Origin of the sequence: Enterococcus durans NBRC 100479 = LMG 10746, assembly GCF_001544215.1 — a bacterium.
Taxonomy (GTDB): Bacteria; Bacillota; Bacilli; order Lactobacillales; family Enterococcaceae; genus Enterococcus_B; species Enterococcus_B durans.
This window is the reverse complement of sequence record NZ_BCQB01000011.1, coordinates 1-26,991: the sequence shown is the minus strand read 5'-3', so window position 1 is coordinate 26,991 and position 26,991 is coordinate 1. Positions and strand designations below refer to the sequence as shown.

The 26,991-nt window shown below is 39.0% G+C and carries 26 protein-coding genes; all 26 read right to left on the bottom strand.

All coding sequences use genetic code 11. The features are described 5' to 3' along the window. The 26 genes from ED2_RS04725 to ED2_RS04600 all read right to left on the bottom strand — a co-directional run bounded on the left by ED2_RS04725 (nucleotide 1) and on the right by ED2_RS04600 (nucleotide 26,440). Nucleotides 1-1,044, bottom strand: a complete 1,044-nt coding sequence (locus tag ED2_RS04725) for a lysylphosphatidylglycerol synthase transmembrane domain-containing protein (protein ID WP_016176544.1) — start codon at nucleotides 1,042-1,044, stop codon at nucleotides 1-3. Between the two features lie 10 nt (nucleotides 1,045-1,054). Then, entirely contained in the window at nucleotides 1,055-1,327 is a 273-nt protein-coding gene (locus ED2_RS04720) for a DUF1294 domain-containing protein (protein WP_005879846.1), read from the bottom strand. 27 nt (nucleotides 1,328-1,354) lie between these two features. Then, entirely contained in the window at nucleotides 1,355-2,257 is a 903-nt protein-coding gene (locus ED2_RS04715; protein WP_016176543.1) for a diacylglycerol/lipid kinase family protein, read from the bottom strand. Nucleotides 2,258-2,381: 124 nt separating this feature from the next. Next, a complete protein-coding gene (gene pepT / locus ED2_RS04710) occupies nucleotides 2,382-3,614 on the bottom strand; it encodes a peptidase T (protein WP_005879849.1) in 1,233 nt (410 codons plus the stop codon). Nucleotides 3,615-3,628: 14 nt separating this feature from the next. Next, a complete protein-coding gene (locus ED2_RS04705) occupies nucleotides 3,629-4,750 on the bottom strand; it encodes a Nif3-like dinuclear metal center hexameric protein (RefSeq protein WP_016176542.1) in 1,122 nt (373 codons plus the stop codon). Continuing rightward, entirely contained in the window at nucleotides 4,750-5,448 is a 699-nt protein-coding gene (locus ED2_RS04700; protein ID WP_016176541.1) for a tRNA (adenine(22)-N(1))-methyltransferase, read from the bottom strand. The genes ED2_RS04705 and ED2_RS04700 overlap by 1 nt, the downstream gene beginning before the upstream one ends. A 112-nt stretch (nucleotides 5,449-5,560) precedes the next feature. Then, nucleotides 5,561-5,932, bottom strand: a complete 372-nt coding sequence (locus tag ED2_RS04695) for a hypothetical protein (protein WP_005879855.1) — start codon at nucleotides 5,930-5,932, stop codon at nucleotides 5,561-5,563. Nucleotides 5,933-6,277: 345 nt separating this feature from the next. Next, a complete protein-coding gene (locus ED2_RS04690; protein ID WP_005879857.1) occupies nucleotides 6,278-6,715 on the bottom strand; it encodes an LptM family lipoprotein in 438 nt (145 codons plus the stop codon). Between the two features lie 350 nt (nucleotides 6,716-7,065). After that, complete coding sequence (gene dnaI, locus ED2_RS04685) at nucleotides 7,066-7,992, bottom strand: primosomal protein DnaI (RefSeq protein WP_005879859.1); 927 nt, start codon at nucleotides 7,990-7,992, stop codon at nucleotides 7,066-7,068. Then, nucleotides 7,992-9,371, bottom strand: coding sequence for a replication initiation and membrane attachment family protein (locus ED2_RS04680; protein ID WP_016176540.1), 1,380 nt, complete (start codon nucleotides 9,369-9,371; stop codon nucleotides 7,992-7,994). Before ED2_RS04680 ends, dnaI begins: the two co-directional genes overlap by 1 nt. Before the next feature lie 21 nt (nucleotides 9,372-9,392). Further along, nucleotides 9,393-9,869 (bottom strand): transcriptional regulator NrdR, encoded by a 477-nt coding sequence (gene nrdR / locus ED2_RS04675; RefSeq protein WP_005879863.1) that lies wholly within the window; start codon nucleotides 9,867-9,869, stop codon nucleotides 9,393-9,395. Nucleotides 9,870-10,621: 752 nt separating this feature from the next. Beyond that, nucleotides 10,622-10,951 (bottom strand): hypothetical protein, encoded by a 330-nt coding sequence (locus tag ED2_RS04670; protein ID WP_005879865.1) that lies wholly within the window; start codon nucleotides 10,949-10,951, stop codon nucleotides 10,622-10,624. A gap of 52 nt (nucleotides 10,952-11,003) precedes the next feature. Beyond that, nucleotides 11,004-11,636 carry a dephospho-CoA kinase gene (coaE, locus tag ED2_RS04665; protein WP_016176539.1) on the bottom strand — a complete coding sequence of 211 codons (633 nt, stop codon included), beginning with the start codon at nucleotides 11,634-11,636 and terminating at the stop codon, nucleotides 11,004-11,006. Continuing rightward, complete coding sequence (gene mutM / locus ED2_RS04660; RefSeq protein ID WP_005879869.1) at nucleotides 11,603-12,436, bottom strand: DNA-formamidopyrimidine glycosylase; 834 nt, start codon at nucleotides 12,434-12,436, stop codon at nucleotides 11,603-11,605. Before mutM ends, coaE begins: the two co-directional genes overlap by 34 nt. Before the next feature lie 34 nt (nucleotides 12,437-12,470). Continuing rightward, a complete protein-coding gene (gene polA, locus ED2_RS04655) occupies nucleotides 12,471-15,116 on the bottom strand; it encodes a DNA polymerase I (RefSeq protein WP_005879871.1) in 2,646 nt (881 codons plus the stop codon). A 195-nt stretch (nucleotides 15,117-15,311) separates the two neighbouring features. Further along, nucleotides 15,312-15,995, bottom strand: coding sequence for a Bax inhibitor-1/YccA family protein (locus ED2_RS04650; protein WP_016176538.1), 684 nt, complete (start codon nucleotides 15,993-15,995; stop codon nucleotides 15,312-15,314). Nucleotide 15,996: 1 nt separating this feature from the next. Further along, nucleotides 15,997-16,473, bottom strand: coding sequence for a MaoC/PaaZ C-terminal domain-containing protein (locus ED2_RS04645; RefSeq protein WP_005879875.1), 477 nt, complete (start codon nucleotides 16,471-16,473; stop codon nucleotides 15,997-15,999). Between the two features lie 130 nt (nucleotides 16,474-16,603). Further along, nucleotides 16,604-18,076 (bottom strand): PH domain-containing protein, encoded by a 1,473-nt coding sequence (locus ED2_RS04640; protein ID WP_016176537.1) that lies wholly within the window; start codon nucleotides 18,074-18,076, stop codon nucleotides 16,604-16,606. Then, nucleotides 18,069-18,560: a PH domain-containing protein gene (locus ED2_RS04635; protein ID WP_005879878.1), complete on the bottom strand. Its 492-nt coding sequence runs from the start codon at nucleotides 18,558-18,560 to the stop codon at nucleotides 18,069-18,071. The genes ED2_RS04640 and ED2_RS04635 overlap by 8 nt, the downstream gene beginning before the upstream one ends. Before the next feature lie 250 nt (nucleotides 18,561-18,810). Continuing rightward, a complete protein-coding gene (murC, locus tag ED2_RS04630; RefSeq protein ID WP_005879880.1) occupies nucleotides 18,811-20,145 on the bottom strand; it encodes a UDP-N-acetylmuramate--L-alanine ligase in 1,335 nt (444 codons plus the stop codon). 185 nt (nucleotides 20,146-20,330) lie between these two features. Next, complete coding sequence (locus ED2_RS04625) at nucleotides 20,331-21,080, bottom strand: YdcF family protein (protein WP_016176536.1); 750 nt, start codon at nucleotides 21,078-21,080, stop codon at nucleotides 20,331-20,333. 12 nt (nucleotides 21,081-21,092) lie between these two features. After that, on the bottom strand, nucleotides 21,093-21,566 hold the full coding sequence (locus ED2_RS04620) for a SprT family protein (protein ID WP_005879884.1): 474 nt from the start codon (nucleotides 21,564-21,566) through the stop codon (nucleotides 21,093-21,095). A 3-nt stretch (nucleotides 21,567-21,569) separates the two neighbouring features. Further along, complete coding sequence (locus tag ED2_RS04615; protein WP_016176535.1) at nucleotides 21,570-23,750, bottom strand: Tex family protein; 2,181 nt, start codon at nucleotides 23,748-23,750, stop codon at nucleotides 21,570-21,572. A 152-nt stretch (nucleotides 23,751-23,902) separates the two neighbouring features. After that, nucleotides 23,903-24,631, bottom strand: coding sequence for a metallophosphoesterase family protein (locus ED2_RS04610; RefSeq protein WP_016176534.1), 729 nt, complete (start codon nucleotides 24,629-24,631; stop codon nucleotides 23,903-23,905). Nucleotides 24,632-24,860: 229 nt separating this feature from the next. Then, nucleotides 24,861-25,799, bottom strand: coding sequence for an oxygen-dependent tRNA uridine(34) hydroxylase TrhO (trhO, locus tag ED2_RS04605; RefSeq protein ID WP_005879890.1), 939 nt, complete (start codon nucleotides 25,797-25,799; stop codon nucleotides 24,861-24,863). Between the two features lie 266 nt (nucleotides 25,800-26,065). Beyond that, on the bottom strand, nucleotides 26,066-26,440 hold the full coding sequence (locus tag ED2_RS04600) for a VOC family protein (protein ID WP_016176533.1): 375 nt from the start codon (nucleotides 26,438-26,440) through the stop codon (nucleotides 26,066-26,068). Between the last annotated feature and the right edge of the window lie 551 nt (nucleotides 26,441-26,991).

Sequence of the window (26,991 nt, the reverse complement as noted above, 5' to 3'; positions counted from 1 at the left end):
TCAATGATTTTGCTCTTTTTCTCTTTTTACTTCTTTGATCTCTTTTTTTAGTACTTTTCTGCGATCAGCTACGACATAAAAGAACCCGTAGATAAATGGCAAAATAAATGAACTGAAACGATAGAGAAGTAAGGACGAAACTGCATCGACAGTTCCGACTAAAGGTTTGAATAATAACAGATAGACAAATTCAAATGAACCGATTCCCGCAGGTGTCGGTATCACGCCAGACAATACTACCGCAAAGCTAATAAATGAAAAGGTCAGTAAGAAATCAATATTCGGATGATTTTCGACCAAGAAGATATATGGCATCACATACCAGAACAAGAGCTTGAGCATATTCCAAAAATAGATTCGGAGCAATGCTGTTCGATCTTTTACGATCGTCTGAACTGTTTCTCTTAGTGAATAGATTTGTGTATTGCAAGTATCGACCCATTTTCGCAATCTTTGACTTTTGAATAATTTATTTGACACACTGACAAAGAAAATTTGAAGGTTCAAACTTATTGAGATCAATAACAGAAAAGCAATAATGAGCCCCGTCAAGACGATCCCCGCAATAATGAACCAGATCATGGATGGTCCTTTAGAATAGAATAACGAGAACTGGACAATCAAACCGATGATGGCATACGTGATCACAGCCAGTTTGTACATGATCATGTGCAATGCAGTTACACCAGCGCCTTGAGAGAATTTCATTCCTTTTTTATTGTAGAAATAAATCTCCGAGATCAACGTTCCTGTACCGAACGATACGATCCGATAAAATGCAATATAACAGGATGTCCAGAAGCCGTCAATCGTAGAAAAATCATTGGCGAAAGGTTCTGCAATTTCTTTGATGGAGCGTCCTTCTACAAGTTGATAAAGTGTTCCTAATACTAATGCTGCAACAATAACAACTAAACTTGTCGATAGTAATTCAGCAAATATATCTGCAAATGATTGATTGATCAAATAATAAATAATGGCTAGTATTCCTATCAATAAAAGCAGATTTAAGGCTATTTTTGTTTTTGTTCCTTTAGTTGACATTGACTACTCCTTAATGAAAAAAATAAATCAAAATCAAATCAACGAGTACACCCGCCATAAATCCAATTGTAAATTTCTTTTTTCTCGTTTTATGATGAAAGACTTTTCGTGAAAGCAAGCCACCAATACCGCCGCCTAGTAAACTAACAAAGATCAAATTACTTTCTGGTACGCGCCATTTTCCTTTTTTTGCCTGACGTTTATCATACCCCATCAAACAAAACAAATAAATATTTACAAGTACCAGATAAAACCACAAAGGGTTATATAAAATTGCATTCATGTTTTTTCCTCCAACTAGTCAGAAAAATTATTTTGTTTCTTTTGGAACAAATACAGATAGTCCCTTGGGAACAACGACTAATTCAATTGGTAGATCCTCGGTGGTATCACCATCTGTACGAGTGCCAACCTTTTTTTCCTGCGCTTGGATATTGATTTGGCTTGCTGTCAAATAAGTGATCCCAGGGACTGAATAGATTTTTCCTTTGATTATACGAGGAAGATAAAAGATAAATCGGAAAATATCAAGAGATGGAATGATCGTTATGTGGAATTTTCCATCATCTGGACTAGCAGAATCATCAAAATTTGTATACCCGCCAACAGAATTCGTCATCGTAACTGTCAGTAACTGCGTTTTTCCTTTCCAGTGTTCGTTCTCTGTTTTGATATCTAGATGATATTTTTTCTTTTTCAGCAATAGATTGACAAAACGCTTCATAAATATCCAAGATCCATATCGTTGTTTTTCCTTTTGGCTGATCCAAACAGCTGTATCAGCGAGTATCCCGATCGTTAATGTGGAAATGATCACTTCATCATTTACTTTTCCATAATCGATTTTACGAATGGCTTCCCCTAAAATAACATCTGCCGCTTCTTCTTTGTCTATAGGGATTCCAAGTACCTTTGCTAGATTATTGACTGTTCCACCGGGTAATAATCCTACTTGATAATGTTCTAGTTTCTTCTGGAAAGCTTGGACGATATGATGGATCGTTCCGTCTCCCCCAATGATGATCAAGGTATCTGCTTCGTGTTCTTCTGCTTTTTTTACAAGTGTCTTGTGTTTCACCGAGGGACCGGTTTCCGTTAAATAAACGGTTAGCTCTGGTCGCTTTTCACTCACGTAATCTTTGAACCATTTTGCTAATTTTTCGCCTTCGTCATTTCCTGAGCTTTCATTATAAAAGACCAGCAATTTTTCCATACTCTTTTACCTCCTAATTTCACACAAAAATCAAGGGGATAGACGGTTCCACTTGGAATTCGTCCTCCCCCCAACGTTTATCGAACCGCTCGACTAGCTGACTGATCCGACATCCTATTCAATTTTAAACGTTTGTGTTCAATTCCGCAATTTTTACAATTACATCTGCCGCTTTTTCCATTACTTGAAGAGAAACAAACTCGAAGCGTCCATGCATGTTTTCTCCACCAGCAAATAGGTTAGGGGTCGGAATACCTAGATATGAAATTTTTGAACCATCCGTTCCGCCACGGACTGGTTCAATGATCGGTTCGATTTCTAGATCGATCATTGCTTGTTTTGCTAGTTCGACGATACTCATGTCTTTTTCAATGATTTCACGCATATTGTAGTATTGATCGTACATATTGACTTTTACTCGTTCTTGGTCAAATCGACGGTTCAATTTTTCTTGGATCTCCGTGATCAATGCTTTGCGAGCTTCAAAATTTTCACGATTATGGTCGCGGATGATATAACTCATCGTTGCTTCTTCTGTATTTCCATTCAAGGCCATCAAATGGAAGAAGCCTTCATAACCTTCTGTTTTTTCCGGTACTTCATCTGCTGGCAGTTGGTTATGGAAATCAATCGCTAATTGCAGCGCATTGATCATCGTGTCTTTTGCTGTACCAGGATGGACATTTTTTCCTTGGATCGAAATCTCTGCTTGAGCTGCGCTAAATGTCTCATATTGCAATTCGCCTAATGGACCGCCATCGACAGTATATGCAAAATCAACATTGAATGCTTCAACATCAAACTTATCCGCCCCTACACCGATCTCTTCATCTGGACCAAATGCTACTTTGATTTCACCATGTGGAATCGTTGGGTTTTTGATCAAGATTTCCATTGCTGTCATGATTTCAGCGATCCCTGCTTTATCATCTGCTCCCAGTAGCGTACTGCCGTCTGTCGTAATCAATGTGTGGCCTTCATAATTCTTTAAATTAGGAAAGTCTTTAGTATTTAGCGTATAGCGTTCTTCGCTATCCAGTACGATCACTGATTCCCCATCATAATTCTCAATAATCTGAGGATTGACCCCTTCCGCATTGAAGTCAGCTGTATCCATATGGGAGATGAAACCGATCGAACGCACAGGACGATCCACATTGCTTGGTAATGTACCGATCACAAAACCATTTTCTTCATTGTAGAAAACATCCGACAATCCAAGTTCTTCTAGTTCTTTTTTTAGAACTTGTGCAAAAGCGACTTGTGTTTGAGTAGATGGTGTCGTTTGACTTGTTGCATCTGAGCGTGTTTCTGTTTTAACATAGCGTAAAAAACGAGGTAAAAGATTTTCGTACATAAAATTCTCTCCTTTTAGTTAAATTGAAATGGGTTGGTATCTGTTTCAGAAACAAAGAAGTCAATAGACCAATCCTCTTCTTTTTTCCAAGATTCAAATTTTTCGATAAACTTCTCTTTGCACAATGATTCGATATAATGTCCCGGATCAATGGCTGCAAGACCTGCGCTCTGCATGTCCTGTGCTGTATGGTAATAAATATCGCCAGTAATATAAACATCAGCTTTTTGAGACAGTGCATGAGGATAAAATTTTTCCCCACTGCCACCACAGATTGCCACTCGCTTGACCATTACTTCTTTTTCTGTGGGACGTACGACGCGAAGTCCGTCTAATTGGAACGCTTCTTTCACTTTGGCTACAAAAGTGTCGAGAGGCATTTCTTCTGATAATTCTCCGATACGGCCAAGTCCCCATGTTTTAGTTGGCTCATCGATTTTAAACAAATCATAAGCCACTTCTTCATATGGATGGACCGCGTACATCGCTCGAAGAATTTTTTGCTCAAGATGTTCAGGAAAAATGACTTCTACTTTCGCTTCTTGGACCTTCTCCAGTTGACCAGCTTCACCGATTGCAGGGTGAGCAGAATCATTTGGTCGAAAACGTCCTTGGCCGATCGTAGTAAAGCTGGTGGAGTCATAGTTTCCTTGTTGGCCTGCACCAGCTTGAGCCAATGCTTTACGTAATTCTTCAGCTTGTTCCACAGGTATATATACAGCTAGTTTTTTATAATGACGTTCATGTGTTTTGACTAAGTAGTTTTCGACCTTGACACCGAGCAATTCACAAAACCAATCATTTAACCCATCTTCAATGATATCCATATTGGTATGTGCAGCATACACAGCGATATCATGTTTCAATAGATCCGCATACATCTTTTCTTGCGGAACATCTGTATTTAAACGTTTCACTGGTCGAAAGATAGGCGGGTGTTTTGCAATCAATAGATCGATCTTTTTATCAATGGCTTCTTTTACGACTTCCGGTCGAACATCAAGCGTCATCATCACTCGTTGGATCGGTTTATTCAACGTCCCAATGTGTAGACCTACAGGATCGCCGTCTTCTGCCAGCCATTGAGGGCAGTATTCTTCAAATTTGCGAATGAACACATTGCCGTCGACTGTCATTAGCCTAGCACCTCCTCAATCATTTTGATTTCACTTTCCATTCGTTCTTTTCTGGCTTGCTGATTTGTTGCATGAGCCAGCTGTTGCAGAATCGTTTGTCGCTGTTTCAGTTCTCGTTGCCACTTATTGAGAAACACTTCATTGGACTCGTTCAATAAGTGGGGACCAAACATCAATTCTTTTTCACTATAGGTGACTTTCTCTTGTGTCTTTTCCGCCACAAGGATCTCATAGATTTTTTTATTTTCTTCTAAAATCGTTTCTGCAATGAGTTGATAATTGTTCTCTTGCAACCAGCTTCTCAATGTTCGTTCACCGATATTTGGCTGAAGAATCAGGCGTTCGTTCCCAGATAAGCGATTTTTTTGTTTACCAGCTTCTAGAATTTCCCGAATCAATGAACCACCCATTCCAGCAATCGTGATTGCATCAATTTGATCTTCTGCTTCGATTGCATCTAAGCCATTTGCCAGACGTACAGTGATCTGCTTTTCTAAGCCGTCCTTTCGCACTTGTTTCCTCGCTGATTCATAAGGACCTTTTACTACTTCGCCAGCAACTGCAAATTGGATTTTTCCTTTTAACATTAGTGCTACTGGTAAATAAGCATGGTCAGAGCCAATATCTGCTAAACGAGCATTTTCTGGAACAAATTCTCCCACCTTCGCTAAACGTTTAGATAATTCCAAATGGTTCATACCTTCACTCCTTCCACGCCATTATAACATTTTCATTATAATTTAAGGAGATTCGAAAAGAAAAAATTTCAAATCTCCTTCATTTTTTTATTTTTTTCTAAAATCCTACTGTCTACGATTCAATACGTGCTATTTCGATCAAAGAATCAAGAAAGACTATCGGAGGATCCGACTTGGTCATTCGCAAATCCTTCAGTACAAACTTGATTTGATCACCAACATGTATTGAGTCTTTGCCATCTTTCAATTTTTCAGCAGTCGCTTTCAAAACCATATCACCAGCACGATCCTTTGATTCTTCTATGTTTTTTATATTCGTTACTATGATAGTAAATATCGATTTTTCACTTTCCGAAATACTGAAAATTTCTCCAGTGTAGACATACCGTTCTTTTTTTTCTGAGAGATAATCGTTCTCTTGGTTTCCGCAACCAGTCAAAGAAAGGAATACGATAGCGATTATCGATGAAAAAATACGTTTCATGAATACCTCCTTCAAATCATTGTCGTTCACTTATTTGACGATCGTGTCTAGCTATTTGCCTTTAGCAACTACATTTGTTGTTCTTTGGTCCATGTAGATTCATTTATGTAAAAGAAGCTCGGACAAAGTGTCATGTCACAAGAAAAAAGCAAACATTCCAAAAATTTGTTTTTCAAATTCTTAAAAATCTGCTTTTTATGCTTCGGATTTGTTACTTTTGTTCCCGCTGCTTATTCTGTTTCGTTAGGAAGCGAATATGAGTTTTTTCTCACTACTTCCCTAACTTTGCGGTACTTATGTGGACTAGCAAACTATTAATTCAAGTTGATTTTTTAATAAGTGGTCCTATTCTTCGATCCGCGCTATTTCGACAATCGAATTACCAGGGATCTGCGGTGGGATCGACATTGTCATTATGGAATTTTCTACTAATATGATCTCGATCTGATCACCTTTCTCGAATGCCTCTTTTCCATCTTTTAGTTGCTCCTCAGACGCATTCAAAATGACACCATCATTCGTAAAAGAGCTTCCGATATTTTCCGGGTCTTTTATTTCTTTTACGTTGATCACTTTGATTTGGATCGTCGAATCATCCGGTTCTGAGATACTTTCGATTTCGCCATTAAAAATACTTTGACCTTGCGTTGCAGAGTTGCTTACTTCCGTCGATGTTTCCGCACTGATCGAATCGATCGATGCTTTACTTGAGTCTTCGTTTCCGCAGCCTGTTAATGTAAAAAGTAAACCAGCCGCAATCATTGTTGAAAATAAAATCTTCATAAAATTTCCTCCAGCTCATTTTTAGTTGACTTATTTTGATGGTTGCGCCCGACTACTATATGTTTGCCTAATAGATGGATTCGCTTCCCTTTAGGTAGTGCATATAATTATGTAAAGAGGGTGTGACAAAAATTGTCACACTCTCTTTTTTGAATACATGATGTTTCAAAAAATAGTTTTTCAAACGAAAATCCTACAAAATTTTAGCAGTATTTTACGGAAAACCTTTTTTCTTGAAGCTGAATACTTCTGTTCTATTTTCTTTGATACTATCGTATATGGTGTAATGATTTCTGAACAAAACATCTTTCACAATTTTGCATGTTTTATTAAAGGCTCGGGAGAATTATTCAACCATTCCTTCGATTACGCCCAGTCATTTCGATTTCTTTGGTCAAATAGCGGATCCGTTCCATGATCCTTTTGGCTTTTAATGGCTCTTCATCGCCACGCTGCGTGACAGATAAATGTTGTTCCAACTCATCCATCGTGAAGTTTGAAGAAAAAAATGTCGGAAGCTGTTCTTGCATCCGATATTGTAGGATCACACCGAATACTTCATCTCTGATCCAACTGCTCATTGCATCGGCGCCGATATCATCCATCATGAGGATTGGTGAACACTTGACTGCGTCTAATTTCTCCGCCACTTGGTCTTTCCCGATCGCCTGTTTCATTTCTACCGCAAAAGTCGGGAAGTGGACTAGCGTGGTCGTGAACCCTTTGATAGCTAACTCTCTTGCTGTTGCACCTAGCAAGTACGTTTTTCCGATTCCAAAACTACCGACTAGATATAGTCCCTTGTGGTACCCCTTAGGATCAGCACTATAGTGTTCGACAAAATCAAGCGCCTCGAAGCTGGCATAGCTCCGACCATCTGTACGTTCGAAATTTTTGAATGAGGCATCTTGGATATCTTTTGGCATATCCACTGCTTTGATCCGACTTTTGATCTCTTCTTGTCTTTTTTTCGCAAGCAAAGCTTCTGTTGGTACATACGTCACATCGACATAGTGAAAGTTCAGAGTCAATTTGGGCTCATAGCCTGGTGCGATCATCGTAGGATCATTTTTTTGATACTTCCGTTTTTCTTGAACAAATTCATACAGTTTAGCATAACTTTTTTCAATATCTGCTTGTGTCAAATCTTCTTGATGTTCTGATAAGAAACTTTGAACATCTGGATCGTTCAAGACTTCTTGGATCATCTCAGTAAATTTCTGCTGATAATCTCTTCTGCTAATGATTTTCTTTAGCTCTTTTCCGACATCTTCCACTAGCTATCGCCCTCCTTTTTTGCAAAATATTCTTTAAACCTACGTTCGATCTCTGCCTTTTTCTCACTACTGATTTTTTGTTCCTCTTTGGGTTTGTTTACCCAATCAGGGAGTTTTTCACGGCGTACATTGCGCCGCGTAGATGCGTATGACTGTGTTGTCTTTTTTTTCGTTAGTTTTGCTTGATTACTGATCGTACGGATATGCTCGATTGCCTCTTCTGGAGTAGTAATCTTATTTTGGGCCCATTCATTCGCAATCGTGTTGACGAAGCTTGCATTTAAGCTTGCTTGATTTCTTATGACCAACACATAGTTGACTAAAATATTGATCACACTACTTGATAAGCCTGAACGAGAAACTAAGTCTTGCATCAACCATGTTTCTTGTTTTGAGACAAAACCGCCTTTTTCTTGTTTTAATGCTTCAAGATACTTCATTGGTGGGATACTTCGGGCTTCTTTGATCAACTCTACTATGGCGTTCGGTAACGAACTGTCAGCAGTAACCGTTTCTTCTATACCTGTTTCTGGACTTGTTGGATCACTTTTTTTTGGTTTTTGTGCTTGACTTGTCAAAACGATTCTTTGCAGTTCTTTTGTCGAGACTTTTTGTTCAGAAAAATCATAGGCTAGAACAATCCATTCACCGATAGTCAATTCATCCACGCCGTAAAGCTGATGGTACATCTCGATTTGATCTTTTAATGGATCTTCAAGAACTGGGATATGTTTTTTTGTCAGCCACTCTGTCAAAAAGACCCAATCTAGTTTAGGTTGGTCTGAATCAGATACCAATAAACCTGGTTTTTCTTGTTGAAATCCTGCTTGCACATTTTCGATCTTGTCCTGATTAGCAGCATAAGCAGCTTCACTGAACCGATAAACGTCCAAAAATTTTTTTGTGATTTTCTGGTAGCTTTGAGACGAAAATGTCTTTGGTTGGAATAATTGGACTAACTGTTCATAGCGGCGTTCTCCCACCTTTTCTAAAAGCAAGAAGGAAAGTACGCTATCTTTGAAAAAAGCGAAGGCATCCATTGGTTCTAATAATTCATAAATAAAACAAGCTCCTAAGCTGGCGTCTTCTTTGTAAAAAACATCTAAAAGACCGATTCCTTCTAATCGCTTACGGGCTTCATAAAATTGGGGCAATCCACAACTCAAACTACTCAAGAGATCTGCATGCAATCCTTCTGGTGATTGGCCATTTTCAGCTGATATTTCTGATAAGAGGGTCAAATACAGACTCAGAGCTTCTCCACCGATCAATGGCTGATACAGGTACAACAAGGCGGATCTTCCATCTTCTTTTAGAGGATGACTTTTTCTTCCTTGGTAGATATTTTTGGGTTGAAGCTCTTTCCATGCATTATCCAAGGAAATAGGCCTCCTTACTTCTTATTTTTCTTTATTGTTTTCTTTTGCTTTATCAACGATATCTTGCAATTCCTTTAAGAAAACAGACATATCTTTAAACTGGCGGTAGACGCTTGCAAAACGAATATAGGCTATTTCATCAAGATTGACTAAATCTTCCATGACATATTCCCCGATCAATGTGGTCGATACTTCGTTTTCACCAAGGCTTCTGACCCGGTTTTCTACGTGGTTTACGATTTGTTCCATCTGCTCCATCGCAACTGGTCGTTTTTCTGCTGAGCGGATCAACCCACGCAAGATTTTGTCGCGATTGAATTCCTCACGTTCACCATTCTTTTTGATGACTAATAATGGTGCCGCTTCGATTCTTTCAAATGTAGTAAAACGAAAAGAACAACTTTCGCACTCTCTTCTTCTTCGGATTGCTCGTCCATCATCTGCCTGTCGGCTGTCAATGACGCGAGAATTATTATGTTGGCATCTAGGACATCTCATTTTCTTCACCTCTTCTTGTGAGTGTTTCTATCAAACTACTATTTTCATATCAAATACCCAAATCTTGAAAGTAGAAATGGCTGATTTGATGGACTTCGATTAAATGATCGTTGCTTACAATAGTAAATACGTTTTTTCTTATAAATATTTACATTTTTTACAAATTGCAACTAGTTGTATTATAACACGAAACGTGTGTTCAACGCGACTTTCCTGTACAAAAAAACGCGAATACAAGAACATTTTTTTCCAATTTTGTACGTAATTTGTTCGATTTCTATATTCACATTGGACGTGTGAAATAGAGTCCTAAACAACTAGCCTTGCCCCCACTATCGAACATTAAGGCTGCTTATTTTGCATCGAGCACACTCGGTGTAAGATCGACAGGTATATTGTCTTATTTCTCTTTGTCCACCGAGAGCAATCGTATCAGCCCAACTGTACTATTTTATCATGTACGACTAAGATGATTATTTTCCCGCTCTCATTCAACTGGGGCGATATTTCTAAAAATTGTATCGCTATTCTTGGCTAGTTGATCCATCAGTAAGTCTAGCTTAGTTTGATTTTATTAGCACAATTACTTCAAACGTTCATCAAACAGATAAACACCGATCAGAACATTTTTGAGATTGACTGAACTTCTGGGCTATCTTTAGAAAATAAAAAATAAACCAAGATCCTCGGGTGTTACCAAGGATTTGGTTTATTCGTGTATTCATTCAACTCATTTTTTGCATGTAGATCGATCAAAGTTTTTCTTCGATGCCCGTATAATGTTTCATACGTTGTTCGTCGATTTTTTGCTGATTAGGGATATGTTCTGCTTCAGGAAGCGGTGCTTTTTTGCGCTCACTCTTTGCTGTTCGTTCTTTCGTTAAATCTTGGTTTTTCGCTTCTGCCTCTGCTTGCTCATCTTCAATTTCATTTATTCTGGCTTGATACTTTTCTTCATTTTCTTTCGCAATTTCTGCTTGAGTACGGCCTTCATCTTTTAATTCTTCCTTATTGATGAGTTCACCGATTTTTTCTTTTGCTGAGCCAACCACTTTATCTTTTTGATTTTTAAAAGTCCCCATAGCAATCCTCCTCTTCGATTTATATTCAGCATAGCAAAATTACTGGATATACTCAAAGAAATCGATTGCGAGATTCCGCTAACCAGTTTTTGATCTGTGCTTCGAGCATCTCTTTACTCCCACTATTATCAAAAACGATATCAGCGAGTGCTTTTTTTTCTTCAATGGACAGCTGGCTGCTGACTCGCTGTTTTGCTTCTTCAAGGCTTAGATGATTTCTTTTCATCAGTCGCTGTATTTGGATGCTTTCAGGCAGATAAACCACTGCCACTGCATCCATGAGTTGCTCATAATGCCCCTCATAAAGAAGCGGGATGTCTGCCACAACTAACGGGTATTCAGTTTTCAATTGTTCGATTTGTTCTGTGATCGCTGTACGGATGAACGGATCAAGTAGCCGATTCATCTTTTTTCGTTCCTCGGCAGAATTGAAAACGATTTGTCCCAATGCCTTCCGATCAAGGGTGCCATTTTTTTGGAGGATCACATCTCCAAATACACTGACTAGTGCCAATAAGCCTTCGCTTTTCGGTGCGACTACCTCACGAGCGATAATGTCCCCGTCAACAATTGGTATACCATGATTGCTAAAAATAGCCGCTGCTGTACTTTTTCCTGTAGCAATTCCACCTGTCAACCCTAATACGAACCCTATTTTATTTTCAGTCTTTGGCAATTTGGACAATAGTGCGTCCCCCTTTGCGCTACTTTAGTCTTAACAATTGGTGTATGACAGCGAACGCAAGGGTGGCCAGTTTGTCCATAGACATGGAGTGCTACTTGAAAACTACCTGCTTCACCTAATGCATTGAGGTAACTTCTGATCGTAGTTCCGCCTGCTTCTATTGCACGTGACAATACATCAATGATTGCTTTTCTTAATAATTCGATTTCTTTTGGCTTCAATGTGTTGGCTGGTTGCTCTGGGTGTATTTTCGCTTCCCAGAGTGCTTCATCCACGTAGATATTTCCTAATCCTGTAACTAATTTTTGATCAAGTAATAAAGGCTTGATTGCCTTATGGGACTTACCCAGGCCCAGAATAAACTGATCAAGCAAAAATTGATCTGGTAAAGGTTCCGGCCCTAATTTCAAAATACCTTTATACGTGTCACTCGCTCCCTTATCAACGAGTGTCATACGTCCAAACTTACGTACGTCATTGTATCTCAGCTGACTTCCATCTTCAAAGAAGAATAGGACGTGGGTATGCTTATCAATAGGCTGATTTGTTTCAACAAATTGATACTTCCCTTCCATTCGCAAATGGGAGATCAACTCATAATGGCTTAAATGGAAAATCAAAAATTTTCCTCTTCGTCCTATTGACTCGATTCGTTCACCAATCAATGTCGCTTCAAAAATCGGTGTTTCTGGCTGTTCAATGATTTTAGGCCACAATACTTGTACTTTTTTGATTGTTTTTCCAGCGACTAACCGCTCCAAGCCTTTTCGAACAGTTTCAACTTCTGGTAACTCTGGCATTATTTCACCTTCGATTCTTTCGCTCTTTCTTCACTTATTTTGCTTCATACCATGTTTTTCCCCAACTACTATCTGTAATCAACGGTACATGGAGGGAAACAGCGTGTTCCATTACTTCACTGACTAGGTGATCAAGTGTTTCTAATTCTTTTTCAGGTACTTCAAATACAAGTTCATCGTGCACTTGTAACAACAGCGTTGCTTCCAATTTCTCTTCCTTCAAACGCTTGTCTAGTTCGATCATTGCGATTTTTAGAATGTCAGCGGCGCTTCCTTGTATTGGTGTGTTGATCGCCGTTCTTTCTGCAAATGAACGAATATTGTAATTTCGTGAGTTGATGTCTGGTAAATAGCGACGGCGATGGTACAATGTTTCGACAAATCCTTGATCTTTTGCTTCTCGAACGATTCGTTCCATATACTCTTTGACCCCAGGATATTTTTCGAAATACGTATCAATGTACTGTTGTGCCGCTTTCCTAGTGATCCCCAAATTTTGCGATAATCCATAATCGGAGATACCATACACGATCCCAAAATTGACTGCTTTTGCCTGACGGCGCATGTTTGGTGTCACATCTTCTGCTTTTTCGATTCCAAATACCCGCATTGCTGTACTTGCGTGGATATCTTGCCCTTCAAGAAAGGCAGCTTTTAAATGTTCATCATTTGAGATATGAGCAAGGACACGCAATTCGATTTGAGAGTAATCAGATGAATAAATCAACCAATCTTTCTTTCTTGGTACAAACGCCTGACGGATTTTCCGTCCTTCGTCTAAGCGAATCGGAATATTTTGCAGATTCGGATCGACTGAACTTAGACGTCCTGTCTGTGTCAAGGTTTGGACATATCTAGTATGGACCTTTCCGTCTGATTGGATCACTTTAAGTAACCCTTCAACATAAGTAGACTGGATTTTGGCGATTTGGCGATAGGTTAGGATATCATCAACGATTGGCGCTTGTTCTCTTAGTTGTTCCAATACATCGACGGCTGTGGAATAACCTGTTTTCGTTTTTTTGATAACTGGCAGTCCCATTTTCTCAAATAAGATGACTCCAAGTTGTTTAGGTGAATTCAAATTGAATTCTTCACCTGCTTCTTGGTAGATTTTTTGTTCGATTTCTCTCAAACGATCAGAAAACTCAACTTTCATTTCTTGTAAACGAGTCGCATCGACTTTGATCCCACTGATTTCCATTTCAGCCAAGATGATCGATAACGGCAATTCCATTTTTCTGAAAAGATCTTCTTGATTCTTTTCTGCTAATTCTTTGGTTAATTGAGGCGTTAGCACATTGATAGCAGAGACTTTTCGAGCTAAATGTGCAAAAAAGACTTCTTCATCTTCAGGTAATCCTTTTTTTGCTCCCTTGCCATAGACAGCTTCATCCGATTGGACTTCATGATAGCCGTAATGAGCGGCGATTCCTTCGATATCTGTACTTTTTTCGTTGGTATCCAGTAAATAGGCTCCCAATAACACATCAAAATCAATGCCCTTTGTTTTCGTTGTGTAACGATTCAAGGCAACATACGTGCGTTTTGCATCATACACTTTCTTCAACCGAGTAGGATCAGCTAACCAAGAATGGAAAGATTCGTTTTCAAAGATAGCCAGATCATTCGTCACATAGATTTTTTTCTTCGTTCCCCAAGCAACACCAACGATATCCTCAGTATGATAGTTGTCTCCCATCATTTCGACATACAGCGCCATATCTGTAGTGAACATGTCTTCATGGAACTCATGAACGACTTCAAATAAGATATCGGTCATTGGCGTTTCTTCTTCTACGATAGCCAGTTTAGAAAGAAACTGTTTGAATTCCATTTCCTTGTAGAATGGTACCAATTTATCCAAGTCTTTTCCTTCATATTTCAAGGAATCGATAGAGATTTCGACAGGCGCTTGCGTATTGATCGTCGCTAGTTCTTTGGATAAGAAGGCTTGATCTTTGTCATTTATAAGATTCTCTTTCATCTTGCTTTGTTTCATTTCATCGATATGTTCATAGATTCCTTCGACTGAACCATATTGTTTCAATAATTTGATTGCTGTTTTTTCACCGATCTTCGTTACTCCTGGTATATTGTCTGAGGCATCGCCAGCGAGTCCTTTCATATCGATGATCTGTTTTGGGGTCAATCCATCATATTTTTCAGCCACATGTTCAGGTGTATAACTTTCAATATCACTCACACCTTTGACAGTGATATCCACTTTGATTTCTTTACTAGCTAGCTGCGTCAAGTCACGGTCACCAGATAAAACGACCACATCAAATTCATCTTTATTGGCTTTTTCTGCCAGTGTACCGATGATATCATCTGCTTCATAATTCGGCAGTTCATAATATTTCACACCTAGACCAGTTAGTAATTCACGGATATAAGGCATCTGTTCTTTGAATTCTCCAGGAGTTTTGGAACGGCCACCCTTATATTCTGCGTACATCTCTGTTCTAAAAGTTGTTTTTCCCGCATCAAAGGCGACTAAAACATGGGTAGGTTGTTCTTTTTGCATCACGTTCTCAAACATGTTATGGAACGCATAAATAGCATTTGTATGGAGACCGTTTCTATTTTTGAAGCGTTCTAATGAATTGTGGAGCGCAAAAAATGCCCGAAAGGCTACACTATTCCCATCAACGAGTAATAATTTATGTTTTGTCATTTGTTTAACTCCTTACTGTAAAGTTCTTCTTCATTCTAACAAAGAATACGTAGGAAAGCGAAAAGAAAAACGTGAGAAATTTTCTTCTATAAATAAAAAATACGGTTATTGCAGAAGTACTTCTGCACCGTTTATTCAAAAAAAGAGTGTGACAAGATTTTTGTCACACCCCTGTTAAATACGTTTTTTCTATTGTTAATTGTTTTTACCAAAAATTCTTAAAAAGGCTAAGAACAAGTTGATAAAATCGAGATACAATTGTAGTGCCAAGAAGACGGCGATCCCACTGTGGGCTGTTCCATTGCTTTGCACATAGATACTACGGATTTTTTGATTGTCATAAGCCGTGATCCCTGCAAAAATCAACACAAGCAGAAGCGAGATGAATAATTCAACTGCACTGCTTCGCAAAATGAAGATGTTCAATACCATTGCGATGATCACGCCGATCAATACAGCCATTCCCGCACGACCAACGCCGCTTAGGTCTTTCTTCGTGACCATCCCGACAACTGACATCCCTAAAAACATACCTGTAGCAGTGATGAATGCTTTGGTAATGCTGCCGATATCATAATAGGATAATGTAACAGCCAATGTCAGCCCATTTAGCAATGAGTAAGCGACAAAGCCACCAATAGCTAAGCTAGGATTCTTTTGTGCTTTCACTCCGAGAACCATGACTAAAATCAACTCTACGATCCACAGCCCCATAAATCCTAACGGGAAGTTGTTGATGAATGAAGCGATTTGGTAAGGGAAAACTTGAAGTGTCAAATAAGACACGATAGCACTCAATGCAAGCCCTCCACCTAGAAAAGCATAAACCTTGGCATAAAATCGATTGATTCCTGCTGCCATAGTATTTTGATTGTTCATATTATTCACCTTCACTTTCAAGTGTAATTTCTAATTCTGGTTCTTCTGCTGGTTGAACCATTACTACAGCATCTAATACTCGATTTTCGACACTGTTGGTTGCTTCCACAGAAATTGTTACTACATTTTTCATTTTGTCTACTTTGATGACCTCAAACTGAAAAGTCAATGTTTCGTAATGGAAAACTGGTTCAATAAAATTCACAGAAAAATTGACGACATGTGAACCTGGCCCAGGCAGATGTTTCGAGATTGCACTGGTAATGATCCCCATCAACATCACCGATGGAACGATTGGTTGGTGGTATTCTGTTTTTTGAGCAAAATCATGTTGGATATACAAAGGATTGGCATCATTTGTCAAACCTAGATATAACAATAACTGGTTATCTTCGATCGATTCTGTTAAAGATAACGAGTCTCCTTCCTCGATTTCATTGATTGTTTTTCCTAATTTACGCGGTTTACCTATGTTCAAGATAAAAACCCTCCAGTTTATATATTAATCATTACTCATTGTACCAAAACAAACAGAAAAGGCAAGTTCCACTAACTAAACACTAGATATACTTAAGAATCCTGCTGGTCCGAAAATGATTCGCTTTTTCTTAGACTGCAGTTCTAAAAAAACGAGTGACTCGGTGGATATCTTTCCCCTTCATATAGCGTAATTTGACATTTAGACGCCCATTTCCTTCTCTCAACTGCAAACTAAGATGGGCTAAATCTTTACGGTAAAGAAAAGGCGTACTGGTTTCTTCGATCGATTGGACTTTTGCTCGGTCAATAAATGTTTGGACTTTTGTAAAATATTGGTAATTTTGGATACAAAGTCGCGACTCTGAAAGAAAAGCCAATCCTTGATTATGGCTATTCAGTAAGTCCGCTGCTGTGCCAAAGAATAGCCCCAACAATAGGATCGTTCCCAACCACCAGTAAAAGAAAAAAGAAATGATTGCTAGTGGCAATAGCACAGCGATGGACCAGCGGGAAAAATAAAGCCAGCGTCCTCGTGAAACAGCTTGTATGGTTGGTTTTGCCATTTGCCAATCAGCATAGATCATTTGTAACACCGGATACAATTCGCTTTCACTGATTATTGGTAGGAGCAGGACTTTAGCTGTGTTATCTGCATTTTCTTTTTGTTCTTGTCCACCTGCTAAAATCAATTCCACTGATGAGATTCCAAGTAATCTTCTCAATATATTTTGCTTGATTCGAATCCCTTGCACTTTGTTGAGTGGAATCTTTTGAACATGCTTTTCAAGTAATCCTCGTTCGATCGTCAATATTTTCTCGAAATAGCTCACTTTGAAATGATAGTACGTAATCATGCTTTTGATCATTGCAAAAAGCATCGCAACGACCATAAATAAAATTCCGAATGCCACAACGAACAGTCCACCAGTTTGGACAGCCGAGATCGTCACATCTGCAACCTCATCGACCCACTCTTTTGACATAAACCGTTCGATTGTCAATAACACAACGAAAATCCCCATAAACACACTTAGATCCGTGATGCCAAACAGAAAGATCTGACGATTCGTTAATTGATATTTAACAGCTTGTTCTTCGTAAAGCGGACTCTTCTCAATAACCGCTTCCTCTGCTTGCTGTTCAGGAAAGTTTTTTTCTTGTTTGTCGTTTGCATGCTGCCGGTAATGTTCGATTTCATTGAACACCCGGATCGGTATGGCTGGAATATTGACTTCTGGTTTGCTCTCTCCTCCAGCAGTCTCGATCTGTAGACTTACGACATGAAAGGGAACCAAAAAGAACCATTGGCGTTGCTTGATTGCCTGCATTCGTTCATACGTTACCTCGATTTCCTTTTTTCGGATGATTCCTTCATAGATCACCAGTTTATCTGCATCGATCGTATAAGACTCAAAGAAGTATTTTACGCAGGCCCACATACTAAGCAACATGGCGGCTCCTCCAAAAATCAAAAGCATCTCCCAACCATCTTTGAGCCCATTCCTGAAAATTCCGATGACTATAAATGGTACCCACGCTTTTAATGCAGATAAAATATGGAGAAGAATGGTCAACGGGTGATAATGAATCTTTTTAGACATCTTCCTTCGCCACCTTCACTAATTCGATGATCTGCTGACGCAAAGCTTGTGCTTCCTCCATATCTAAACCAGCTAATCGGTGGGTGGTGGCAGCCGTGTGGATTGCAATTTGAATCAGGTTTTGTTGGCGTAGGAAAGGTCCTTGCTCCGTTTCGACATGTTGGATTCGATTGATTGGGACATAGGTCGTTGAGCGAAAAATAAACCCTTTTTGAAAGACCAAGTCTTCTGGGGTGATCTCATAGCGATGAAATTCATAACGATAAGGAACAAGGATGAATTTCAGAATAGTCACAATCAATACGATGAGAAAATAGCCAATGAGTATGCTACCCCACAGTGCTGACAGTTGATGTAAATAACGGAGTATCCCAAACATGATGATACCCAATAATACGAAAATAGCGCTAGTTAAGAATATACTTTTTTGCCAAACTTTTTTGATGCGCTGTGGCATTTTTTGTGCTAATAATGGATAATTCATTCTTTCCCTCACCTTCATTCTAAGGAACAAAAAACATTTATTTCTACCAAGCATACCGATTCTTATTCCACTAGTTATAGTTATTTGAAACCATTTTATTTAGTTAAGAATACTACTAGTTATCCCCTTTGCCAATGGATTTTTTCAATAAATCGCTTATTTGTGCATTAGTTAACTAATTGCACAAAAAAAGGATGCGACGAAATATCGTCACACCCCTTCTTGGATCGAATAATCCATGTTCAAGAAATTACAAAACATTCTTTGTTGTACTGCTCAATAATTTTTCGTAGGCTTGTTCAAATTTTTGGACATCTCCTGCACCCATGAAAATAATCACTGCATCATGATAATCCAATAAAGGAGAGACATTGTCTTCTTTGATGACTTGTCCGCCTTTTTTGATCTTATCTCCTAAGTCTTCGATTTTTACATCGCCTTGTTTTTCACGTGCTGAACCAAAAATATCGCAAAGATATACTTTATCTGCAAGATCAAGTGCTTCAGCAAATTCATCCATCAACGCAATCGTACGTGTAAATGTATGTGGTTGGAAAACTGCAATGATTTCTTTGTCAGGATATTTTTGACGTGCACCATCGATCGTCGCTTTGATTTCTGCTGGGTGATGCGCATAGTCATCAACTACAGTCATATCGGCAACGATTTTTTCACTAAAACGACGTTTCACACCTGGGAAAGTCAGCATTTCTTTTGCGACTTCTTCAATATCTAAGTTTTCAAAGTAAGCGACCGCAATCACACCTAGTGCATTTAGAATGTTGTGTTTTCCAAAAGCTGGAACGACGAAATGTCCAACAAACTCCTCGCCATGATACACATCAAAAGCGGAACCAGTTGTTGTTCGTTCGATATTACGTGCTTGGATATCATCATTTTCAGATACACCATAATAATAGATCGGCACATCAGCTTCCAATTTTCTCAAGTACGCATCATCACCATAGGCAAAAATTGCTTTTTTGACTTGTTTAGCCATTGATTGGAACGCAGTGAACACATCATCGATACTTGTGTAGTAATCAGGATGATCAAAGTCGATATTTGTCATGATGACATAATCAGGTGAATAAGCCAAAAAGTGACGGCGATATTCACATGCTTCAAACGCAAAAAATTCGGCTTGAGGATCCCCATGACCTGTACCATCTCCGATCAAATAGCTCGTTGGACGGATACCTGTCAACATGTGGGAAAGCAGACCAGTCGTACTAGTTTTCCCATGTGAGCCAGTAACAGCGATACTAGTGTAATTTTGGATGAAATCTCCAATGAAATCATGGTAGCGAACAACTTCTAACCCTAGTTCCTTCGCTCTTTGGATTTCTTCATGTGTATCTGGAAAAGCATTACCAGCAATGATTGTCATCCCTGGTTTTACGTTATCCGCATTAAAAGGTAAAATTTTGATATTTGCTTTTTCTAAATCTCTTTGAGTAAAGAAATATTTTTCAATGTCTGATCCTTGCACGTTTAAACCTTGTTCATGTAAAACAAGAGCCAAGGAACTCATTCCTGATCCTTTGATACCAACGAAATGATACAATTTATTTTGATTTTCCATTTGAATCCTCTTCTCTTAACTATCATCCATTTTTTTCACTATATTCAACACGACACCCATTATCTTATAAACCTTTGAAAATTTCAACCAAATTTATTCGAAGAGGACCAAATCGTATTGGCTGTCAAAAAACAGAAATAAATGATGGAACTTTTCATTCTTTGACTAACCTTCGTTACTATGACCTACCCAACGAATCGCTCATCGAATTGAGCAGTGATCCGCCGATAAGCTGACCAAACTGTTTCAGGCATTTCTACGTGATTCATATAGCCCTTGCCATTTGGTCCATAGCCATTTTCATCGTCTTTCAAGCGAACCATTTCCCCTAGAACCAGTGCATAAAAGTATTCTTTTGACCATTGGCCATCCAACTCTGGCTGAGTAAACTGAATTTCTTCCCCAATAGCGACCACTTGAGGCACAAAAGGAACATAATTGATAAATTTGACATTTTCTGTTTGCCATACTTTTTCAAAAGTCGCTTTTGTCCTTCTTTGCAAAGTAGGATCGTTCATCAGTAAGATTTGGCGAGGAAGTTCTCCCTCTTGACGCAATATTGCTAAGGCGTTGCGGGCGTTCTCACCTGAATTGGTAGATGCAGTTTCTAAAAGGAATGCCTCGTTTGGGAGCCGATATTTTTCTTTGAGATACTGAAAGCACATCTCACTTTCACTTAATGTTGGATCTAAAAAAATCCCCAGCTTCTCAAAATTACGATGAAGTTTTGCCGTAGCATGTCCGATGCCACCAACAAGAAATATTTTCTTCACTTGCCCTTTTTGATAAAGTTCTGCTGCCTTATCCGCTAATATGGGTAAGCAGTTACCCGCTAGAATCACTAAAGAAGCCTCATCTATTTGGCTAGAACTCTTGTCAGCTAAAAAAGTTAACAGCTGGTTCCAGTCTTGATAGTTTTCTGCCTGTTTATCCATTCTTTTCCCCCATCAGCATGACTTTTCTGCTACATTTTTTGTTTCTTTCCATACTAATTTTCCGTGACATTTTCCACAGATATAACGTTCTGTATTTATTTTTCGTTTGCGGTAAATGAGTGCTGAACAATTTTGACATTCGTAACATTCGATTTTTTTGACCTGATTGGTAGATACTCTCGGCGCATAACGAATACCGCCAGTTTTTTTCAAAAGGTTCTTAAAATCGGCATCTTGATGACGATAGCCTTTGTTCCTTAAGTGTAAATGATAATGGCACAATTCATGTTTGATGATCCCGATCTTTGTCTTTTCATCTACCTCTTTGAACATCTTGAGATTAAAGTCTAGATGATGATCGCTTAAATGGTAACGGCCACCAGTGGACCTTAACCGAGCATTAAAAACAGCGCGATGCCTAAAAGGTAAATGGAAACTTTCTATTGAGATCTTTTCAACCAACTGTTGCAATTCTTCTTGAGTCACAGTTTATTCCTCATAAGGAGAAAGCATCGTCAAGCTGATTCGTCCTTTGTTCGTGTCGACTTGATCGATCCAAACAGTGACTACATCACCTACAGAAACGACATCAGTTGGATGTTTGACGAACTTTTTACTTAATTTAGAGATATGGACCAATCCATCTTGCTTGACCCCGATATCGACGAAAGCACCAAAATCGATCACGTTACGAACTGTCCCTTTCAATTCCATGCCAGGTTTTAGATCTTCCATGCTTAAAACATCTGAACGAAGCAATGGTGCTGGCATTTCATCACGCATGTCTCTTCCTGGTCTAGTCAGTCCATCTAATATATCAGCTAAGGTTTCTTCGCCTACAGTCAGTGTTTCAGCTAAACGAGTAGCGGATAAATGCGAAAGTATCTCAATGGCTTCCGCTTTCCCTAACTCTTTCTCAGACAACCCATTTGTTTTTAGAATCTCTTTGGCTACAATATAGCTTTCAGGATGGATCGCTGTATTATCCAATACATTTTTCCCACCAGGCACACGGATAAATCCGATTGCTTGCTCATAAGCTTTCGGTCCTAATCTTGGCACCTTCTTCAATTGTGTTCGCGTATCGAAAGCACCATTTTCCTCACGGTAAGTCACGATGTTTTGAGCTGTTGTTTTGTTCAATCCAGAAATGTGTTGCAATAATTGCGGGCTCGCTGTATTGACATCGACACCCACTTGGTTCACCGCTGTTTCAACCACGAAATCCAATTGTTCGGCTAATCGTTTTTGAGAGACGTCATGTTGGTATTGCCCTACTCCAACAGCTTTTGGATCGATCTTCACTAGTTCTGCTAGTGGATCTTGTAAGCGTCGAGCAATCGAGACAGCACTACGTTCTTCTACTTGTAGATTGGGAAACTCTTGACGGGCGATGTCACTGGCTGAATAGACCGATGCACCAGCTTCGTTGACAATCGCATAATATGCCTTGTGGTCAGCTGCTTTTAACTGTTCTGCGACGAACAACTCAGATTCACGACTAGCTGTGCCATTTCCTATCGCTACCATATCTACCTTGTACTGATTGATCAATTTGACAAAAGCCGGTCCTGCCGCTTCTCTTTTTGCTTGTGCTGCTGGTTTATGTGGGTAGATCACTTCGATTGCCAAAACCTTACCTGTGGCATCTACTACTGCCAACTTGCAGCCTGTACGATAAGCAGGATCAAACCCTAAAACAACTTTGCCTTTCAACGGTGGCTGTAACAACAAGTTACGGAGATTTTCGCCAAAAATCGCAATGGCTTGTTCATCTGCTTTTTCTGTCAGTTCATTACGTACTTCACGCTCGATGGCAGGCTGAATAAAACGTTTGTAACTATCTTGGTATGCTTCCCTTACCGCAACAGCCGCAGGTGAATCTGGATCTTTGATCATTTGGCGTTCTAAATAAGACAACACCGCCGATTCATCCACTTGTAATGATACTTTCAAGATATCCTCTTTTTCTCCTCGATTAGTTGCTAAAATACGGTGAGAAACAATTTTATGGATAGGCTCGGAAAAATCATAGTACATTTCGTATACGCCTTTTTCATCGAGTTCTTTTTTCTTGACAGCACTGACATACAGCCCTTTGTTGTAAGTGTATGAGCGGATCCACGTTCTGAATTTTGCGTCATCACTGACTTGCTCAGCAATGATCTCATGCGCACCTTGTAGTGCCTCTTCTACGCTTTGTACTTCTTTTTCTTCACTTAGATACTTTTTCGCTTCTTCGCGAATATCCCCTTGCGTGAATTGGAGCAACCATTGTGCAAAAGGTTCAAGACCTTTTTCTTTTGCAATCGTTGCTTTGGTACGCCGCTTTTGTTTGTAAGGACGATAAAGATCTTCCACTTGCTGCATCTTCACTGCCAAAGTGATTGCCTTTTCCAACTCTGGTGTTAGTTTTTCCTGTTCATCAATCAATCGAATAACTTCTGTTTTACGTTTTTCTAGATTTTCCAAATACGCATATCGTTCTTCGATTTCTCGAATTTGGACTTCATCGAGACTGCCCGTCATTTCCTTACGATAACGTGCAATGAACGGCACTGTGTTTCCTTCATTTAATAAATTCAAGACCGTTACTAACTGTTTTGAATGATAATCAGCCAGTTCTTTTTGAACAAGCTGAACAATTGTTTGATTTAATTTCTCCGTCATTAAAAAACTCCTTTGCAAATAGAGACATCCTTACTCGTGACCGTCACCAAGAATGCCAAATAAATATAGTTCCTTTCTATTTTATCATATTTTATAGGAACTGATCATAAAACAAAAAAGCGACACAAAACAACTGTCACTTTTCTGGTTTTCTAGCCTCTCCAACTGCCTTCATTATTCTGATATTCGATATCTTGAACGATCCCTGATTGATCAAAAACAACGCCATGCAATGAACCACCAAAGACTGCCCCACCATCAATACCGATCAGATTGTCACCATACCATAAATCAGTCGTCTGCATATCACCATGCAACATAGGTGTGATGGTATGTCCAAAGACGATCATTTTCCCTGTATTGTTTTTTCCTGTATGAAAAGGTTCTCGAATCCATAGAAAATCCCGATCACTTGTTTGTCGCCAATCTTTTTTTGTTAAATCAACGCCTGCATGAACAAATAAGTACTCTTCCCACTCATAATATAGCGGACGCTCACACAAAAAATCGATCAACTCAGGATATCTCGAACGGATCATCATGGCAATCTCGGTTGGGGAATATTCTTCTGTAGCTCCTGGGTGCAACAGACTTTCAAACGTTTCTTTGCCCCCATTACGTACGTAGGGAGCGTACCAATCTTCCGGTGCTTGGAGAAATTGTAAAAAGTATTCTTCATGATTACCACGAAGATAGACCGCATTCGTTTCCTTTACCAATTTCATTCCTAATAAAAAGCACTCTTTTGTACGTGGACCGCGATCATTTAAATCACCCAGCATAACCAGTTGATGGATTGAGGGATCATAGTGTGCAACAAGTTTTTGAAAAAGATCATACTCTCCATGGACATCACCGATTGCATAAATATAAGGTTTCATTTCATTCCCCTCCTTTGCTCCTCAGTATAGCTCATATTTTTATCAGAGAACAGAAAAAGAGGAAGATTCAAAAGTAAAAAAATACTTTTCCTCCTCCTCTTAAACTGACTAAATACTGGAACGAATATCCCTTTTTAAATGTTGAGATCCTCGAAAATTCAAAAAGTGAAATCCCTGATTTTTCTCTTGTTTCTTACAGCTTCGTTCTCCGTTTTTCTAATAAATGATTTTAAGCAAAAACAGACAGCTTCGCTTCAATTTCTTCGCTCGTTAGTTGATGTTCTTTGATATAACGATTTTGAGGATGTTGTGCACAGGCAACAGAACAAGAACCCAAGTGTTTTTCTTCATTCTCAACAGATGTGAGGAACTGCCGATTGCATTCGGGATTGCCACAATTGATATAGCGCTCGCATGGTGTACCATCAAACCAATCTTTCCCAACAATCTGCTTGTCGACCTGATTGATATCTACTGCGATCCGTTCATCAAAGACATACATTTTTCCATCCCACAACTCTCCTTGGACTTCAGGATCTTTACCATATGTTGCAATGCCGCCGTGAAGTTGGCCAACATTCTTGAAGCCTTCTCTGACAAGCCAGCCAGAAAATTTTTCGCAACGAATCCCTCCGGTACAATAAGTAACCACACGTTTTTCCATAAATTCTTCTTTATGTGCCTGCATCCACTCTGGCAATTCTCTAAAGCTGCGGATATCTGGGCGAACAGCACCGCGGAAATGACCAAGATCATATTCGTAGTCATTTCTTGCGTCGATCACTACTGTATCTTCGTCTAAGATTGCTTCTTTGAATTCTTTTGGTGAAAGATACGCACCCGTTATTTCTTTGGGATCGACATCTTCTTCCAATTTAAGTGAAACAAGTTCCGGACGTGCTCGAACAAACATCTTTTTAAACGCATGCCCTTCACTAGGATCGATTTTGAAAAAGGTATCTGAGAAACGAGCATCTGCCTTCATCGCTTCCATATATTTTTCTGTATCTTCGATCGTTCCAGAAAGAGTGCCATTGATTCCTTCATGCGCAACTAAGATTCTGCCTTTTAGATTCAATGCCTTGCAAAAAGCAAGATGGTCTTTCGCAAACTCTTCGGGATCAGCAATTGTCGTATAATTATAGTAGAGTAATACTTGGTAGTTCATTTTTTTCTTCCTTCCTTCTATTCCTTCCAAAATAGTATAAAAAAGGAAGTGTACTTTGACGATTTTTATGCTTGTGTATTACTGTTCAAACCCAAAGTTTACATAATATAATTATTGTTTTTTATTTGGTAGTTGACCACAAAATTTTACGCTACATACTAGATTGTAACCCGTACACTCAATCACAGTCTGCCTGTGGAAAACAGGAAAAAAAGACCACCAACATATATCCTTGGCAGTCTACTTTTCACAAATAGAGCGATCGTTTATTCTTTTCCTGTCACAGCAAAGTAATTGCCGTCAGGGTCAGCAAAATTAAAGACATACTCTTCACCAATACGAATAAGGTCACCTAATGTAACACCGTATTCTTGCATCTTTTTATATAAGCCGAAAATATCTTGACTATAAAACATCAAAGAAGGTGAACTTCCAGCCGTTTCAGGTGAATGCTGTTCGATGAACGCACGATCATACAACACGAAAGATGTCGAAGCACCTTCTGTGGCAGCCACCTCAACGATCAATGTGCCATCCATTTCTTGACGATCTATTTCTTTAAAGCCGACAGCTGTCCAAAACGCTGTATTTTTTTCTACATCATCGACATACAACATGATTTTCAATTCATTGGTAAACATACTTTCCCTCCACATTTCTCTAAAAAGAGCCATAATCTCATCCAGTTTAGCATACAGCCTATTAAAAATCTATGTTTACCAGTCCTTCAAACTTTATCCTAAAACGTAAGAAAACCTTATCTCAAAAACCAGTCATCCATGTTGATTCTCTTTCCTCGAAATGTGTTATTGATAAAGACAAAGAACTTCGCCTTACTTTAAAAAGAGCGTGGACAAAACTAAAAATCAGTTTTGCCACAGACTCTCGAATAAACGGTGGGAGCAGAAGTAACTCCTTCTTAAATAAGCCGAAATTCACAAAAATTTGAAAAGCAATTTTCGTTCATTTCTTCTTATTTCTCGGAGTTAAACACTTCTGTCCCAACCTCTTTGCATAATTTTGTTCGTACATATACAGCTTACTTGCAAGACTCAACAACTTAAGCTAATATAAAGGAAAGGAACTATGCGCTAACATAGTCCCCAATGTAGACCCGTTAAAAAGACGGTGGCATAGTGTTAATAGTTTTTAACCATCTAATTCCGGCTCTTTGTCAAATGATGTTGGTAAA

What these genes read in the sequence shown, in the direction of transcription:
- ED2_RS04725 (WP_016176544.1), bottom strand. Translation starts at nt 1,044, where the DNA reads ATGTCAACTAAAGGAACAAAAACAAAAATAGCCTTAAATCTGCTTTTA.
- ED2_RS04640 (WP_016176537.1), bottom strand. Translation starts at nt 18,076, where the DNA reads ATGTCTAAAAAGATTCATTATCACCCGTTGACCATTCTTCTCCATATT.
- ED2_RS04695 (WP_005879855.1), bottom strand. Translation starts at nt 5,932, where the DNA reads ATGAAACGTATTTTTTCATCGATAATCGCTATCGTATTCCTTTCTTTG.
- trhO (WP_005879890.1), bottom strand. Translation starts at nt 25,799, where the DNA reads ATGAACTACCAAGTATTACTCTACTATAATTATACGACAATTGCTGAT.
- ED2_RS04635 (WP_005879878.1), bottom strand. Translation starts at nt 18,560, where the DNA reads ATGAATTATCCATTATTAGCACAAAAAATGCCACAGCGCATCAAAAAA.
- ED2_RS04715 (WP_016176543.1), bottom strand. Translation starts at nt 2,257, where the DNA reads ATGGAAAAATTGCTGGTCTTTTATAATGAAAGCTCAGGAAATGACGAA.
- ED2_RS04700 (WP_016176541.1), bottom strand. Translation starts at nt 5,448, where the DNA reads ATGAACCATTTGGAATTATCTAAACGTTTAGCGAAGGTGGGAGAATTT.
- ED2_RS04690 (WP_005879857.1), bottom strand. Translation starts at nt 6,715, where the DNA reads ATGAAGATTTTATTTTCAACAATGATTGCGGCTGGTTTACTTTTTACA.
- ED2_RS04600 (WP_016176533.1), bottom strand. Translation starts at nt 26,440, where the DNA reads ATGTTTACCAATGAATTGAAAATCATGTTGTATGTCGATGATGTAGAA.
- ED2_RS04670 (WP_005879865.1), bottom strand. Translation starts at nt 10,951, where the DNA reads ATGGGGACTTTTAAAAATCAAAAAGATAAAGTGGTTGGCTCAGCAAAA.
- mutM (WP_005879869.1), bottom strand. Translation starts at nt 12,436, where the DNA reads ATGCCAGAGTTACCAGAAGTTGAAACTGTTCGAAAAGGCTTGGAGCGG.
- ED2_RS04650 (WP_016176538.1), bottom strand. Translation starts at nt 15,995, where the DNA reads ATGAACAATCAAAATACTATGGCAGCAGGAATCAATCGATTTTATGCC.
- ED2_RS04615 (WP_016176535.1), bottom strand. Translation starts at nt 23,750, where the DNA reads ATGACGGAGAAATTAAATCAAACAATTGTTCAGCTTGTTCAAAAAGAA.
- polA (WP_005879871.1), bottom strand. Translation starts at nt 15,116, where the DNA reads ATGACAAAACATAAATTATTACTCGTTGATGGGAATAGTGTAGCCTTT.
- ED2_RS04720 (WP_005879846.1), bottom strand. Translation starts at nt 1,327, where the DNA reads ATGAATGCAATTTTATATAACCCTTTGTGGTTTTATCTGGTACTTGTA.
- ED2_RS04705 (WP_016176542.1), bottom strand. Translation starts at nt 4,750, where the DNA reads ATGACAGTCGACGGCAATGTGTTCATTCGCAAATTTGAAGAATACTGC.
- ED2_RS04610 (WP_016176534.1), bottom strand. Translation starts at nt 24,631, where the DNA reads ATGAAACCTTATATTTATGCAATCGGTGATGTCCATGGAGAGTATGAT.
- nrdR (WP_005879863.1), bottom strand. Translation starts at nt 9,869, where the DNA reads ATGAGATGTCCTAGATGCCAACATAATAATTCTCGCGTCATTGACAGC.
- murC (WP_005879880.1), bottom strand. Translation starts at nt 20,145, where the DNA reads ATGGAAAATCAAAATAAATTGTATCATTTCGTTGGTATCAAAGGATCA.
- ED2_RS04625 (WP_016176536.1), bottom strand. Translation starts at nt 21,080, where the DNA reads ATGGATAAACAGGCAGAAAACTATCAAGACTGGAACCAGCTGTTAACT.
- pepT (WP_005879849.1), bottom strand. Translation starts at nt 3,614, where the DNA reads ATGTACGAAAATCTTTTACCTCGTTTTTTACGCTATGTTAAAACAGAA.